At 73.0% G+C, this 12964-nt stretch carries 17 protein-coding genes and 1 pseudogene; 12 read left to right on the forward strand and 6 right to left on the reverse strand.

Annotated features, from left to right (window positions below; all coding sequences use genetic code 11):
• Positions 1–101 precede the first annotated feature (101 nt).
• A complete protein-coding gene (locus ACFU3E_RS16750) occupies positions 102–650 on the reverse strand; it encodes a GNAT family N-acetyltransferase (RefSeq protein ID WP_384157833.1) in 549 nt (182 codons plus the stop codon).
• A gap of 179 nt (positions 651–829) precedes the next feature.
• Between ACFU3E_RS16750 and ACFU3E_RS16755 the strand changes: the two genes are divergently transcribed.
• A complete protein-coding gene (locus ACFU3E_RS16755; protein ID WP_384157836.1) occupies positions 830–1222 on the forward strand; it encodes a VOC family protein in 393 nt (130 codons plus the stop codon).
• On the opposite strand, the gene ACFU3E_RS16760 is transcribed toward ACFU3E_RS16755, so the two are convergent.
• On the reverse strand, positions 1204–2139 hold the full coding sequence (locus tag ACFU3E_RS16760; protein WP_384157839.1) for a GNAT family N-acetyltransferase: 936 nt from the start codon (positions 2137–2139) through the stop codon (positions 1204–1206). The two genes, ACFU3E_RS16755 and ACFU3E_RS16760, sit on opposite strands and share 19 nt — an antisense overlap.
• 186 nt (positions 2140–2325) lie before the next feature.
• On the opposite strand from ACFU3E_RS16760, the gene ACFU3E_RS16765 reads away from it, so the two are divergent.
• Together ACFU3E_RS16765 and ACFU3E_RS16770 are read left to right on the forward strand one after the other, a co-directional pair.
• Positions 2326–3087: a VOC family protein gene (locus ACFU3E_RS16765; protein WP_384157841.1), complete on the forward strand. Its 762-nt coding sequence runs from the start codon at positions 2326–2328 to the stop codon at positions 3085–3087.
• A gap of 296 nt (positions 3088–3383) precedes the next feature.
• The gene (locus tag ACFU3E_RS16770) at positions 3384–3593 is read left to right on the forward strand and encodes a hypothetical protein (protein ID WP_384157844.1); all 210 of its coding nucleotides are present in this window, start codon (positions 3384–3386) and stop codon (positions 3591–3593) included.
• Between the two features lie 38 nt (positions 3594–3631).
• Here ACFU3E_RS16770 and ACFU3E_RS16775 read toward each other — a convergent pair whose 3' ends face one another.
• A complete protein-coding gene (locus ACFU3E_RS16775) occupies positions 3632–4180 on the reverse strand; it encodes a MarR family winged helix-turn-helix transcriptional regulator (RefSeq protein WP_384158263.1) in 549 nt (182 codons plus the stop codon).
• 461 nt (positions 4181–4641) lie between these two features.
• The gene (locus ACFU3E_RS16780; RefSeq protein ID WP_384157847.1) at positions 4642–6309 is read right to left on the reverse strand and encodes an FUSC family protein; all 1668 of its coding nucleotides are present in this window, start codon (positions 6307–6309) and stop codon (positions 4642–4644) included.
• Between the two features lie 148 nt (positions 6310–6457).
• On the opposite strand from ACFU3E_RS16780, the gene ACFU3E_RS16785 reads away from it, so the two are divergent.
• The 6 genes and pseudogenes from ACFU3E_RS16785 to ACFU3E_RS16810 all read left to right on the forward strand — a co-directional run bounded on the left by ACFU3E_RS16785 (position 6458) and on the right by ACFU3E_RS16810 (position 10835).
• Positions 6458–7006, forward strand: a complete 549-nt coding sequence (locus tag ACFU3E_RS16785) for a DUF5134 domain-containing protein (protein ID WP_384157850.1) — start codon at positions 6458–6460, stop codon at positions 7004–7006.
• Positions 7007–7104: 98 nt separating this feature from the next.
• Positions 7105–8040 carry a M56 family metallopeptidase gene (locus ACFU3E_RS16790; protein ID WP_384157853.1) on the forward strand — a complete coding sequence of 312 codons (936 nt, stop codon included), beginning with the start codon at positions 7105–7107 and terminating at the stop codon, positions 8038–8040.
• A gap of 111 nt (positions 8041–8151) precedes the next feature.
• Complete coding sequence (locus ACFU3E_RS16795; RefSeq protein WP_384157855.1) at positions 8152–8820, forward strand: phosphatase PAP2 family protein; 669 nt, start codon at positions 8152–8154, stop codon at positions 8818–8820.
• 60 nt (positions 8821–8880) lie between these two features.
• Complete coding sequence (locus tag ACFU3E_RS16800; RefSeq protein WP_384157858.1) at positions 8881–9570, forward strand: HAD family hydrolase; 690 nt, start codon at positions 8881–8883, stop codon at positions 9568–9570.
• A 644-nt stretch (positions 9571–10214) separates the two neighbouring features.
• Positions 10215–10358 (forward strand): annotated as a pseudogene (locus tag ACFU3E_RS16805) (GntR family transcriptional regulator); the annotation flags it as partial.
• A 75-nt stretch (positions 10359–10433) separates the two neighbouring features.
• The gene (locus tag ACFU3E_RS16810) at positions 10434–10835 is read left to right on the forward strand and encodes a hypothetical protein (protein ID WP_384158269.1); all 402 of its coding nucleotides are present in this window, start codon (positions 10434–10436) and stop codon (positions 10833–10835) included.
• A 247-nt stretch (positions 10836–11082) separates the two neighbouring features.
• On the opposite strand, the gene ACFU3E_RS16815 is transcribed toward ACFU3E_RS16810, so the two are convergent.
• Complete coding sequence (locus tag ACFU3E_RS16815) at positions 11083–11307, reverse strand: hypothetical protein (RefSeq protein ID WP_384157860.1); 225 nt, start codon at positions 11305–11307, stop codon at positions 11083–11085.
• A gap of 163 nt (positions 11308–11470) precedes the next feature.
• Here ACFU3E_RS16815 and ACFU3E_RS16820 point away from each other — a divergent pair, with 163 nt between their 5' ends.
• The 3 genes from ACFU3E_RS16820 to ACFU3E_RS16830 are packed head-to-tail and all read left to right on the forward strand — an operon-like array spanning position 11471 to position 12157.
• The gene (locus ACFU3E_RS16820) at positions 11471–11716 is read left to right on the forward strand and encodes a winged helix-turn-helix domain-containing protein (RefSeq protein ID WP_333930952.1); all 246 of its coding nucleotides are present in this window, start codon (positions 11471–11473) and stop codon (positions 11714–11716) included.
• A gap of 33 nt (positions 11717–11749) precedes the next feature.
• Entirely contained in the window at positions 11750–11929 is a 180-nt protein-coding gene (locus ACFU3E_RS16825; protein WP_384157863.1) for a hypothetical protein, read from the forward strand.
• A gap of 33 nt (positions 11930–11962) precedes the next feature.
• Positions 11963–12157 (forward strand): hypothetical protein, encoded by a 195-nt coding sequence (locus ACFU3E_RS16830; RefSeq protein ID WP_384157866.1) that lies wholly within the window; start codon positions 11963–11965, stop codon positions 12155–12157.
• A 19-nt stretch (positions 12158–12176) separates the two neighbouring features.
• Here ACFU3E_RS16830 and ACFU3E_RS16835 read toward each other — a convergent pair whose 3' ends face one another.
• Positions 12177–12563 (reverse strand): DUF6221 family protein, encoded by a 387-nt coding sequence (locus ACFU3E_RS16835; protein WP_384157869.1) that lies wholly within the window; start codon positions 12561–12563, stop codon positions 12177–12179.
• Positions 12564–12964: the final 401 nt, after the last annotated feature.

Raw genomic sequence — 12964 nt, forward strand, 5'->3', positions numbered from 1 at the left:
GTCGACGCCCTCCTCCGCCTTGCAGAGACACGCACCAGACCCCGCTCACCGGCGTCGAGAAGCACCGTCGCTTCCCTGCGACCTGATCCGAACGACAGGCCCTAGCCGCGCTGGGCGAGCTCCTTGACCAGCAGCTCGAACTCCAGGTCGGCGCGCTGCGGAACACCGAAGCGCTCGTCGCCGTACGGGAACGGGGTCGTCCGTCCCGTACGGCGGTAGCCGCGCCGCTCGTACCAGGCGATGAGGTCGTCGCGCACGGAGATCACGGTCATCTGCATCTCCCGCACGCCCCAGGTCGCGCGGGCCTGCCGCTCCGCCTCCGCGATGATCACCTTGCCGAGGCCCGCGCCCTGGAGCCGGGGGCTGACGGCGAACATCCCGAAGTAGGCGTGCTCGCCCTGGTGCTCCAGCTGGCAGCAGGCGATGATCCTGCCGTCCCGCTCCACCGTCAGAAGCCGGCTGCCGGGCGACTTGATGACCTCCAGCACACCCTCCGGGTCGGTCCGCCGCCCTCCGAGGATGTCCGCCTCGGTGGTCCACCCGGCCCGGCTGTCGTCGCCCCGGTACGCCGACTCGATCAGCGCGACCAGCTCGTCCACGTCGGCGTCCGTGGCGTCGCGGAAGGTCAGTGAGGTGGGGGCGGTCTCCATGGGCGAAACGTCTCCGGTGTTGCTGGCGCGGCTCGGGCAGGGACGAGCGTAGCGCCACCACGGGGGTGCTTCTGATGGATCTCCGTGGAAGAAGGAGCGCCGTTCGGTGCGTGGCGAGAGTGCGTGCCGGGCGTCGCGACGCCGCGGAGACCCCTCAGAAGCCCACTAGGCTCGGCTGCATGGTGCATGTACTCAGCAGCCGGATCCTGCTCCGCCCCACCGACCCCGAGCGGTCCCGTGCCTTCTACGGTGAGCAGCTGGGCCTCGCCGTCTACCGCGAGTTCGGCACGGGAGCGGAGCGCGGCACGGTCTTCTTCGCGGGGGGCGGCTTCCTCGAGGTCTCGGGCCGGTCCGAGACACCCCCGACGCCCGCCGTACGGCTGTGGCTGCAGGTCGACGACGTGGCGGCGGCGCAGGAGGAGCTGCGGGCGAAGGGCGTGGACATCGTGCGGCCGCCGGTGAAGGAACCCTGGGGGCTGGTCGAGATGTGGATCGCTGATCCGGACGGGACGCCGATCGTGCTGGTGGAGGTACCGGCGGACCACCCGATGCGCTACCGGCCGGGCATCTGAGCTCGGCCGGGGCGGTGCTCCCACCCCCGGTCGGTGCGGGTGAGTTCGCGAAAGCCCGCACCGGTCAGGAGGGCGAGCGCGGCACTGTCGGCGGCCTGTTCGTAGGCGACGAGCCGGTCCACCCCGCACAGACGGAGCCAGTCGGCGGCCTGGGCGAGCAGCCAGTGCTCCAGGCCGGTGCCGTGCTGCGCGGGGTCGATGTGCAGGTTGCCGATGTCGGCGAGGCCGGCTGCGCGGGCGTGGCGCTCCGGGCGTGCCAGGGCCGTGTCGATCTCTACGAATCCGAGGGCCCTCCCCTCGGACCGGGCCGTGAAGCGGGTGCCGCACTCCCCCAGCGTGCGCTCGGCCGTGACACCCGGACGGGGCTCGTGGGCCGGCAGGTCGGCCACCCGGGCGATCAGGATGGTCTCGGTGTCCCCGGCGTGCTGGAACCCCGCGCGTTCGTAGAGGGCCCGGATGTGCGGCCAGTTGCGGGGCAGGCCATGGACGAGCGGGGCGGGCAGGGCCCCGTCGGCGTACCGGACACGGGCGTTCCAGCGGGCGAGTTGCGCGAGGCACGCCCGCATCAGCAGGTCCGCGGCACGGTCGGCGTCCGGCCAGAGTGGCGCTGCCGGGCGGTGCACGAACCAGTTGATCTCGGCGGCGTCCCGGTAGTCCTCACCGACCTCGGCATCCGCGCGGTACCGCAGCAGGTGGGCCGCGGCGACGACGTACTCGCGCTGTTCGGCGACGAGCGTCGTCCGCTCGGCCACCCACGGGTCCGTGATGAACTCGCCGGGCTGCCGCTCCAGTTCGCCGAGGACGGTGTTCACGGAGACGGAGACGCCGGGGACGACCGCCGCGACGTGCATGTTGACCAGGTCGGTCAGCTGGTCGCGATCGGTGCGGCGGAAGGGGCGCACCTCGGGCGCGGGCATGGGGTACCTCCGGGCAGGGTGAAGGAGCGGGAGGCCGCCACGCGGTGCGGTACGGGGTGAGGGTACGTCGGCGCCGCGGCGGCACACCAGTGGGTTTCCCCGGATGGCAGGGAGCCCGGGGAGCGGCTTAGCGTTCTGGAGGGGGACCCCCGGGGGCCCGCCCCCGCCGCTCGCGGAAGGAACGCCATGAAGCTCGACGCACCGGTGACCGGCGGTCCCTGCTGGGCCGAGCTGGGGACCAGCGACCTGGACGCGGCCCGGCGGTTCTACACGCGGCTGTTCGGCTGGCGGCCCGAAACGGACCCGCGTCAGGAGGCCGGCGGCTACACCGTCGCGCACCTCGAGGACGCGGCCGTGGCCGCGCTCGCCCCGCTGTACCAGCCGTCGCAGCCGGTGGCGTGGAACGTGGCGTTCGCGGTGACCGACGCGGACGCCACCGCCCATGCGGTGACCGAGGCGGGCGGGACGCTGCTGTTCGGCCCGACGGACGTGTTCGACATGGGCCGTTTCGCGGTGGCCGCCGATCCGGGCGGTGCCGTGTTCCAGCTGTGGCAGGCGGGGTCCTTCCCGGGTGCCGGGCTGATCAACGCGCCCGGTTCGCTGGGCTGGGTGGAGCTGATGACGCGGGATCCGGAGGGGGCCGTGTCCTTCTACACGCGGGTGTTCGGCTGGACGGTCGCCCCGTCGGACCGCTACACCCAGTGGGGCATCGGCGGCGCGGACTTCGGCGGCATGGTGACGATGGACGAGAAGTTCCCGCCCGAGGTACCGCCGCACTGGCTGCCGTACTTCGCCGTGGCCGACGTGGACGACACGACCGCCGTCGTCCAGCAGCACGGCACGGTCCTGATGGTGCCCACCTCCGTGCCCGACGGGCCGCGCATCGCGGTGCTGCGGGACCCGCAGGGGGCGATGTTCGGCGTCTACCGGGCGGGCGACGAGGGCTGAGACGGCGGCGTGGCAGGGCGATGGCGGGCCTTGCGCTGAAGTGCGCTCCCGCTCCTGGTGTCCTGCGTACGCCTGGGCGTTCCACCTGGCCGTGCCGGCGGGGGCGCCGCTCGCGGCCGGGGAGTTCACCGGCGGGTACCGCACGGGCGGGACGGGCGGCGGGGCACCCACCGGCGGGGGCGCGGATCCGCGTGCGGAGGCGATGAACGGCGCCGTGCCCGGGGTCGCCGAGCAGGGCGGCCGGAGCCCGGCCCGGGTGGCGCCCGGCCCGGCCGCCGGCCCGGCCGGGCAACGGGGTGCCGATCATCGCGGCGAGCAGGGGGAGGCGGCTCGCCGGCCGTCCGGGCAGTGTCGACGTCCGCCCCGACGCGGACGCCCTCCCCCGGCACGACGAGGTGAGCGCGGTGCCGCTCGGCTGCCCGCACCACGCCCTCCGCGAGCCGGTCATCACCGGGAACATCCACGGCGACCGCCGGGCGGCGGCCGACGACCGCCGCTTCACGTAGCGTCGCACGGCGCACGAGGTGCTCTGCCCCGTGGCCGGTCAGGCCCGCAGAACGCCGAGCCGCCCCTCCAGCTGGCTGAGCAACTCCCCCAGCAGGGCCGCGAGTTCGCCCTGTTCAGGGCCGTCCAGGCCGGAGAGTACGGCGGTCTCGTAGGCGAGCTGGACGGGCAGGACGCCGTCGACGAGGTCGCGTCCGGCGCCGGTGAGGCGGAGGTGGACGACCCGGCGGTCACGGGAGTCCCCGCGCCGTTCGACCAGGCCGCGCTCGGTCAGCTGCTTCAGGCGTTTGGTGACGGCGGCCCCCGAGGAGAAGGTCTCCCGGGCCAGCTCCCCGGGCGTCAGTTCGTGCCCGGTACGACGCAGCGCACCCAGCAGATCGAACTCGGGCCGGCTGAGCCCCGCCCGGCGCAAGGGAGCGTCCTCGGCCTGCTGCAGCAGAGCGGCACAGCGGTTGATCCGCCCGATGATCTCCATCGGCCCGGTGTCGAGTCCGGGATGCGCGGCCCGCCATTGCTGAACGACAGCGGCGACGGTGTCACCCCGGCGACCACCGCCCGGGTCGGCTTCGACGGGGGCACCACCGCCCAGGTCCGCTCCGGCCGCCGGGCCCCGGGCCGGACCCCTGGCGGCCGTCGCCCCCGCGTCGACCGCCCGCCCCTCGGCACCATCGCCCACGGCAGCCGGGGCACCCTCGGCGAGCGTCTCTCCGGACACACGGGCCCCCTCAGCCGAACCCCCTCCGGCCGCCCGGGCCGAGCCGACCGTCCGCCGGTCGTCCCGATCCCCTCCGGCCGCATGAGCACCACCGGCGGGCACCCCTCCGGACAGGCGGTCCTCCTGGGCCGAACTCCCTTCGGCCGCCCGCGCCGCGCTGTCCGCCCGTGGGCCGGACGAGGCGTCTCCGGCTGCCCGAGTACCGTCGGGGAGATCCTCTTCGGGTGTTGCGCCGTCGCCGGCCGCCCGTTCCTGAGCCACCGGCTCTGCCTCGGCCCCCGGCTGCGGGTCCTGTCCCGCGTCGCTCCCCGTGGGCGATGGTCCTTCGGTCGGCGTCATGGCCGTGCGTCCTCCGTTTCTGTGGCGGGGCCCCGGTCCGGGAGCAGGCCCTGGCGTCGGGCCGTCGCGGCGAGCGTACGGTGTCCGGACTGCTCGGCGAGGACGACCCGCTCCTGGGGCAGGGCACGCTGCCACCATTCACCGGCGGCGGCGTCGGCCGTGGCGCGCAGGTCGGCCAGGGCGACGGCGAGGCCGCGGCGGGCGGATTGCAGGGCCGCGGTCCCGGGGGCCGGCTCGGCCAGCAGCCGGGCGGCGTGCTCGCGGGCCCGGTCGGCGGCGGCCAGCGCCCGTTCGACGCGGTCGCCCGCACGCCGGTTGGTGACGGCCACGGCGGCGACGAACCCGACCAGCGCACCGACGACGGTGTCCACGACCCGCTCCGTCATCAGCGTCCCGGCCTCCTGGTGTCCGGCGAACTCCGTGATGAGCAGGGCCATGGGCGTCACACAGACGCTGCCGAGCCAGTAGTTGCGGCTGATCAGTACCTCCGTGCCGAAACTGAACGCGAGGCAGCACAGCACGAGCGCCGCCGGGCCCAGGTGTGCGAGCGGCACCACGGCCAGGAAGACGAGGACTCCGACGACGTTGCCCACGACCCGCTGGACGGCCCGGCTCCAGGTCAGCGCGACGTTGGCCTGGTAGAGCGACGCGGCGGTGACCAGCGCCCAGTAGGGGCGGCCGATCCCCAGGGCGAGGGAGGCGTAGCCGGCGAGCGCGCAGCCGAGCGCGGTCCGCACGGCGAGCGGGGTCAGGGGGCCGAGTCGCGACCGGAGAGGCCGGGCCGCGGCCACGCCGAGCAGTTCGCCGGCGTCCGCGTCCGGCAGTCCGGCCTCCGGGACGGGACCGGTGCCGCGCAGCGATCCCGCCCAGGCGCGCAGCCGCCCCGCGTCCGCCTCCGTCGGCGCTGCGAGGGCGACCTCGGCGCGGACGACGAGCCGTTCGAGGGCCCGCCGGGTCCGGGAGGGGGCGCTGGTGGACAGCAGCGACTGCCAGGCGGCCTGCACCGCGGCGTAGCCCGCGGTACGCGCTCGAGCGTGGCTCCCCTCCCCCGCGCCCTCGGTGTCGGCGTACAGGGCGGCGGCCTTCAGGGCGGCGGCGGTGGCCCGGCGCTCCGGCCCGTGCGGCCGGACGAGCGCGGGCGCCATGCAGACCAGCCAGGCCCACGCGCCTGTCGCGGCGGCCAGGGCCAGGTGGCCGGGCACCTGGGCGAGGGTCTGGGGTGCGAACAGGGAGGCGGAGCTGACGAAGGTCAGGACGACGTTGCCCGGCGGGCCGACCCGGGTGGCGTCGCACAGCATCTTCTGGGCGGCGGCCAGCAGCGCACCGACGGTGACCAGGACGACGGCACTGCCGGTGAGGGAGGCCGCGACCAGGGCCACGGCGAGTCCGCCGAGCATGCCCAGCACCACCCGCCCCAGGACCCCGGCCCGGGCGGCGTACGGACGGTCGTGTGCGTACAGCGCGCACAGGGACCCGGCCATCGCGTACATCACGAGGTCGAGCCGGCCGAGCGCGGACAAGGTGAGTGCGGGCGGAGCGATCGCCGCGACCACGCTCAGCGCGGGCTTGAACCAGATCTCCGAGGGCCTGCCGAGGCGCAGCACCCCCGCCAGTGGCAGACGCCGGGCGGGTGGGGTTGCGGGGGTGGCGGTCGCACAGCTCATGGCCACAAGATTAACAGGTGTTTTACTTGTAAAACATCATCCCTCACCTGGCGTGCTCCGGCGAATGCTCCCCGTGTACACCCTTGCGCTCGCGTGCGCGCCGCATGGCCCGGGCATCGAATGACCGACGTCGAACGGGGAGGTGCGCGTGCACGGACCGGCTTCGTCCGGCTGGCTGCTGGTGGTGCTCTGCGCGGTGACCGGCGCCTATTGCCTGGCACGGATGCGCAGCGGCGCCGAGGAGCAGCGCGGCACCGCGGGCGGCGAGGCGCTCATGGGTTTCGGGATGGCCGCGATGGCCGTGCCGGCTGCGGCGTTCACGCCGCCCTCATGGGCGTGGCCCGTCTACGCGGCGGTGTTCGGGGCGGCGGGCGTGCACGCGCTGTGGGCGGCGCGGTCCGGCGCGCACCATCTCCACCACCTGGTGGGTGCCGCTGCGATGGTCTACATGTCCGTCGTGATGGCCGGCTCCCCCGCGCACGCGCACGGCCGGGGCGGCTCCGGAGTGCCGCTCCTGACCGGGGCGCTGCTGCTCTACTTCGCGGGGTACGTGCTGCTGACCGGCGTCCGCCTGGTGCCGGTCGCCGCCGTGGCGGGGGGCGGCGGTCCCGCCGGATGGGGTGACCGGCCGGAACTGGCGCGGGCCTGCCGGCTGTCCATGGGGATCGCGATGGTGGCGATGCTGCTGACGCTGTGAGCGGGACCGGCCCGGCAGCCCCGACGGGTTCGTTGCCTGCGTCACTTCGACGGCACAAGTCGTACCCCTGGGCGGAGCCGCGCTCATAGGCTGCCCTCATGATGCTCACCGCCGTGCTGCTGCTGCTCGGCGCGTTGACCGCCGTCGTCGCCCCCCGGCTGCTCGCCCGGGCGGACTGGCCGGACCGTGAGCCGGTGGTGGCACTGTGGGTGTGGCAGTGCGTGGTGGCGGCCGTCCTCGTGTGCTGCGCGCTGTCGATGACGCTCAGCGCGGCCGCGGCCTGGCACGCGGTCGGGGGGCACCTCTTCGCGACGGCCCCGCGCGCGGTCGTCGAGGCCTACGCCCTCGGTACGGCGGGCCTCTGGGCGGCGACCACCGCGGTAGCGCTGGCCGGCGGCGGGCTGTGGAGCGCGGCGATGCTGCTCCGCGAGATCGGCCGGGCCCGCGCCGGGCGACGCCGCCGACGGGCCGATCTGCTGGTCCGGGCTCCGCTGCTGCCGGGCGAGGTGGCCGTCTCGGGCCGGCTCGTCGTCCTGGAGAGCGAGCGGCCCGACGCCTGGTGGCAGCCCGGCACTCCCCCGCAACTGGTCGTCACCACGGCCGCGTTGCTGCGGCTGAAGGGCCGGCAGCTGGACGCGGTGCTCGCCCACGAGCAGGGGCATGCCCGGGCCCGGCACGACTGGCTGCTGAACTGCTCCTCGGCCCTGGCGGGGGGCTTCCCGCAGGTTCCGGTGTTCGCCGCGTTCCGCGACGAGATGCACCGTCTGGTCGAACTCGCCGCCGACGACACGGCATCGCGCCGCTTCGGCCGTCTGACCACGGCCCTGGCCCTGGTCGAACTGAACGAGCACCGCGGCGTGTTCGGTCCCTGTCCGACACCGCAGGCCCATGTCCCGGCGAGGGTGCACCGGTTGCTCACTCCGCCGGACCGGCTGACGGCGGCCCGGCGCCTGCGGCTGACGGCGGCGGCCGCGCTGGTGCCCGTGGTGCCGGTCGTGGTGGCGTTCGTTCCGGGGCTGCGGGCACTGGGGTGACCGGGGCGTCCGGGCCCCCTTCGGTGTCACGCGGCCGAAGCGCGTCGCCCCGGTGGCGGAAGATCGTCCCCGTACTGGATCCGGACCCCCCGGTTCGGCGAGGATCGCTGTATGCACACCTCGTCCGTCGACTCCCCGCCCCGTGCGGAGCACCGCACCACCGCCGGTCTCGCCGGCGTCCTGGCCCTGTGCTCGGCTCTGCTGCTGACTCTCGTCGCGGCGAGATGGAGCCCGTTGATCACCGCGGACGGGGATATCGCCGCCACCGCCCACCGCTGGGCGGTCGACGAGAGCGGTGTCACCCAGGTCTGCCGCATCCTGACCGACTGGGTGTGGGATCCGTGGACGATGCGACTGCTCTGCGCGGCCGTCGTCGTGTGGCTGGTGGTGCGGTGGGCGGCGCGCTGGACGGCGGTGTGGCTGGCGCTGACCGTCGCACTGGGCACACTTCTGCAGCAGGGTGCCAAGGCCGCGGTGGACCGTCCCCGCCCCGTGTGGCCCGACCCCGTCGACTCGGCCCACTACTCGGCGTTCCCTTCGGGTCACGCCATGACCGCCACGGTGGTGTGCGGCCTGCTGCTGTGGCTCCTGCACCGGCACGGCGTCGGCCGGGCCGTGTGGCGCGCGGCCCTGACCGTGGCCGTCGTCTCCGTGGTCGGGGTCGGGCTGACGCGGATCTGGCTCGGCGTCCACTGGCCGTCGGACGTGGTGGGCGGCTGGCTGCTGGGCACGACGGTGGTGGCCCTGGCGGTGTGGGTGCACCGGCGCCGGCAGCCCTGAACCCAAAGATGTCTCACCGATCTTCCCCCGCGTCGTGACGCGGCTTCGTAGGATCGCCGCATGATGGCCGTGCTCTTCGACTTCTCCGGAACGCTCTTCCGTGTCGAGTCCACCGACTCGTGGCTGCGCGGTGCCCTGGCCGGGGCCGGTGTCCGGCTCACGGAGGCCGAGTTGAGAACCGCGGCACTGGCGCTGGAGGCGGTCGGGGCGCTGCCCGGCGGCGGCGATCCCGCGCGGGTGCCGGAGGAACTGGCCGACGCCTGGCTCATCCGGGACCGGAGTGCGGCCCTGCACCGGGCCGCCTACACCGGCCTCGCCCGGCAGGTCCCGCTGCCCGACCCGGCGCTGCACGACGCGCTGTACGACCGGCACATGGCCCCGGACGCCTGGGCCCCGTACCCGGACGCCGTCGAGGTGCTGCGCGCGTTGCGGGAGCGGGGCATTCCCGTCGGGGTGGTCAGCAACATCGGCTGGGACCTGCGGCCGGTATTCCGCGCGCACGGCCTGGATCCCTACGTCGACACGTACGTGCTGTCGTTCGAGCACGGCATCCAGAAGCCCGACCCGCGGCTGTTCGCCACCGCCTGCGAGGCGCTCGGCGCCGATCCACGCAGGACCCTCATGGTCGGCGACGACCGCCGGGCGGACGGCGGCGCCTCCGCTCTGGGATGCGGGGTGCACTTCGTGGACCACCTGCCCGCGTCCGACCGGCCGGACGGGCTGCGGCCGGTCCTCGATCTGGTTACTTGAGGAGTCGGGCCCTCCTCGAAGAGGGGCCCGGCCGCAGAAAGTAGCCCGAGGCCACCACAGGATCGGGCTGCACGCCCGCCTCGGACGATCCCCCGCGTCGCCCGGGTGTCTTTGTTGGGTGTTCGTTGACCTGCGACGATCTAGAAGCTCTCCTGAAGTTGCGGGATCGGTCTAGCGCTCGCTGGGGTTCATTGGGTGTTGGCTCGTGTTCGGCGTGACAGGTCATCTCCCATTCGTCTCCCATGCCACCCCCAGGGAGGGCGAGCGCGTGCCCCCGCCCCGAAGGTCGGGGGCACGCTCGCGTCGGCGACCGCAAGGGAGGGGCGCCCTTTGGTGGCTCACCGACACGTCTGCCCTCCCACCGTTCGCGTCCCCGAAAAGGTGCAGGTCATTACCCTGTTCACCCGAAAGTGGGAACGCGCGTTCGAATCTAGCGCACGGCGGAACGCCTTGCGGCGGCCAAGGCCTCCTCAAGGTTGGTGGGCCTTCCAACAGCCGCAGCAACCTGAATGCTGCGGGCACTGAAACCTCTGTTGAGTTACTCAACGGCCGGAGAGGGCTTAGGTTGCCCAGCTGGATATATCCAGTACCCGGCAAGGGCCCTAGCTTCAGACCTCTCGTCATGATCGTCGGCAGGGGTCTCGATGCCAGAAGCGCGCCATCGGCGTATCGCTGCTGGCATCCGTCGCCGCATCGCCGCCGGGGAATGGCGGCCGGGCGATCCGCTGCCTTCAAGAGCCGAGCTAGCTGCCGAACTCGGCGTACACCCTCAGACTGTGCGACTCGCTTACGTTCTGCTGCGCCGTACCGGCGTCCTTGAGGGTGAGGAGCGCAAGGCGGTCTATGTGGCGCATCCTCCTGCTATGCGCACTCTCACGGACGCGGACGCGCCCTGGCCTTTCTCCAGCGAGACCACCGACACCCGGCCGCGCCCCGCCTCGGTGGAGCTGGCGGAGCGGCTTGGCGTCCACGAAGGCGCGACGCTTCGGCACGAGACGGTCGAGTGTCTGGATCCGGGCGGCAGGTCGGCGATGCTGGTGTCGTCGTGGTGGCGCGGCCAGCGCCGGCCTCACGCGTCGTACTCGGCGGAGCTGGGGTGCGTGGAGCTCGACGAGGGGCAGGCGCATGCGCTGGGCCTGCTCGTCGACGCGACGGCGTTCCGTGTGGTGCGCACTCGCTTCGACCATGCTGGCCGCCCCCTGGAGACTGCTGACCTGATCCTGCCGATGGATCGTTGGCTGATTCGGTTGTCGCCCGCGCGGTAGTGAGCGCTTGCGGACCGGGCGTGTGGGGCGCCTGGACTCAGGAGTAAAGCCGAGTTTCGGCCCTGGCGGAAGGTGCCTCATGCACTTTCTTCGACTTTCTGTTGATAACTGGTGTGCTTCAGTAACCGCTGGTCAGGTGTTGGCCAAACGTTCCTGCGTTGCTGCAGGTCACCGGCGATGAGGTAAGCCTCAGCAGGGTTCGACGGTGGCTGGATGCGCACGTGTCAGTACCGGCCAGTCGCCCCGGTTATTCACCCATCAACTGCTGGCGCGCCTTCTCATCGACCTTCCGGTAGGCACGGTGCAGCCGCTCCCCCGTATCGCAGCGCTCGTCGATGGCGCGGCATCCCCAGCACTTGGTGGCGTGCTCGGTGTAGCGGCTGTAAGCCTCCTGCACCGCGCTGAGCCGAACACCGGCCGCTACCGCGGGCCCGCTTCCGGCTGGGGGTGTGGGGTCTCTACCCTCGTCCATGCCTGCGCTCCTGTCAGCGTCGGCCACGCCCCCGGGCCGCCGGCCAGCGGTCGCGGGGGTCCTGCAATTTCACGGTACCGCCTCGACTGGCGCGATAGGTGCGATAGGGCCGATAGGCGCACTCGTCTCGCTTGGTGGGGTGAGCGGTCCTAGCGTCCGGATCATGGACTGGCAGCCGGATATCCCGAGGTGGCGGCAGGTGTACACGGTGATGGAGGAGCGGATCGCCGACGGCACCTACCCACCCGGCGGACGGCTGCCGTCAGTGGTTGACGTGTGCGCCGAGTTCGAGATCTCGCAGATGACGGCCCGGAAAGTGCTGCAGAAGTTGCGGGAGGCCGGCCTGGCGGCGATGCACCCCGGCGTGGGCACGTTCGTCACGGAACTGCCCCAGCCCCCGAAGTCGTAGCCCGCTGTCACAGGCCACAGCTACGATCTCGGCATGTCCTCCACTCCCCTGCCTTCGGGCTCGCCGCGGTCTGCCGAGGCCGTGAACGAGGAGATCCGCGCGCTGATGGCGGAGACGGGCACGTGGTTGTGGGGGCCGACGCGGGAACGCTATGAGCAGCTGCGGGACGAGTGGGTGGCGGCCGTGCGCGGGGAGATGACGACCGCAGCGTGAAGGCGCCGTGACCGCCCGGCATAGGATCCGCGCGTGACCATCGAACTACCTGACGATCTGATAGCCGCCGAGCGCGCCGCCTGGGAGGAGATCCAGGCCGGGCGGCTCACCGTCGCCACCGCCGACGCCGCACAGGCCGCTGTGACCGCGCACGCCCAGGCGGCGGGCCTCAGCAGGTACACGGTGGAGATGGCCGTGAAGAAGGCCGTCAGGCACGCGGAGGGCTAAGGCCCGCTCAGCAGCGACTTCAGCCTAGGTGCTCAGGCCGCCATGCTTCGTTGTATGCAGGGTGACGCGTATACGCCATGGCCATGATCTGGATCTGCACACCGACTGCACCGGCCGCGGTCCGGTAGATGGCCACGCCTCCCTTGGCGAGCCGTTGAAGCTCCGTGTAGTGGTCGAGCGCTAGGCGCTTGGCTTCTACCTCGGCGAGGACGCGGGCCGGGTCGTGGCGGACGATGTGCTCGGCGATGCCAGCCCAGTTAGCGGAGGCGCACTCTTCTGCGCGGTCGCCTTCGGTGGCGACGATGACACCGGTCTCCCCGACCTGCCGGAAGCTATCGCCCGCCCTGCGCGCCGCAGCCTTGTCCTCGTCCAGCCGGTCGCGCAGGAACTGCACCAGGTCGTCCATGGCCCCTCCTTACCGCGACGCCCCGCCGGTGCGTGACCACCGCGGGGCGCCATTCGAGTAGTCGCACACGCAGAAAGCGTGGACAACGATCAGACCATGCTACGAGGGGCCACTGACAACGCCGGGGCCCACGCGAAAACCCCGCCGAGACGGGGGGCCCGGCGGGGCGTGCGGCCAGTGTGGCACGACCTCCTGACAGGACGGCCGGGTTCCGCGTACCGTGGCCGCACCGATCTGGGGAGGCATCATGGACGACGACACCGCCTGGGGCTAGGCCCCGGGACAGCAAGGCGCCCCCGCAGCCGGCTGCTGCGGGGGCGTTCGCGTGGGTACTCCCTTATGCTGACGCAGCGGCGCCCCGCCCACTTACCTTGGGCGGGGCGCCGTTCTTGTGCGGGCTG

It is taken from the genome of Streptomyces sp. NPDC057424 (genome assembly GCF_042803315.1).
Lineage (GTDB): Bacteria > Actinomycetota > Actinomycetes > Streptomycetales > Streptomycetaceae > Streptomyces.

Excerpts from the sequence above, each read along its gene's own strand:
- ACFU3E_RS16765 (WP_384157841.1), top strand. The coding sequence starts at position 2,326 with ATGAAGCTCGACGCACCGGTGACCGGCGGTCCCTGCTGGGCCGAGCTG.
- ACFU3E_RS16750 (WP_384157833.1), bottom strand. The coding sequence starts at position 650 with ATGGAGACCGCCCCCACCTCACTGACCTTCCGCGACGCCACGGACGCC.
- ACFU3E_RS16790 (WP_384157853.1), top strand. The coding sequence starts at position 7,105 with ATGATGCTCACCGCCGTGCTGCTGCTGCTCGGCGCGTTGACCGCCGTC.
- ACFU3E_RS16810 (WP_384158269.1), top strand. The coding sequence starts at position 10,434 with ATGCGCACTCTCACGGACGCGGACGCGCCCTGGCCTTTCTCCAGCGAG.
- ACFU3E_RS16835 (WP_384157869.1), bottom strand. The coding sequence starts at position 12,563 with ATGGACGACCTGGTGCAGTTCCTGCGCGACCGGCTGGACGAGGACAAG.
- ACFU3E_RS16825 (WP_384157863.1), top strand. The coding sequence starts at position 11,750 with ATGTCCTCCACTCCCCTGCCTTCGGGCTCGCCGCGGTCTGCCGAGGCC.
- ACFU3E_RS16760 (WP_384157839.1), bottom strand. The coding sequence starts at position 2,139 with ATGCCCGCGCCCGAGGTGCGCCCCTTCCGCCGCACCGATCGCGACCAG.
- ACFU3E_RS16800 (WP_384157858.1), top strand. The coding sequence starts at position 8,881 with ATGATGGCCGTGCTCTTCGACTTCTCCGGAACGCTCTTCCGTGTCGAG.
- ACFU3E_RS16815 (WP_384157860.1), bottom strand. The coding sequence starts at position 11,307 with ATGGACGAGGGTAGAGACCCCACACCCCCAGCCGGAAGCGGGCCCGCG.
- ACFU3E_RS16795 (WP_384157855.1), top strand. The coding sequence starts at position 8,152 with ATGCACACCTCGTCCGTCGACTCCCCGCCCCGTGCGGAGCACCGCACC.
- ACFU3E_RS16820 (WP_333930952.1), top strand. The coding sequence starts at position 11,471 with ATGGACTGGCAGCCGGATATCCCGAGGTGGCGGCAGGTGTACACGGTG.
- ACFU3E_RS16780 (WP_384157847.1), bottom strand. The coding sequence starts at position 6,309 with ATGAGCTGTGCGACCGCCACCCCCGCAACCCCACCCGCCCGGCGTCTG.
- ACFU3E_RS16755 (WP_384157836.1), top strand. The coding sequence starts at position 830 with ATGGTGCATGTACTCAGCAGCCGGATCCTGCTCCGCCCCACCGACCCC.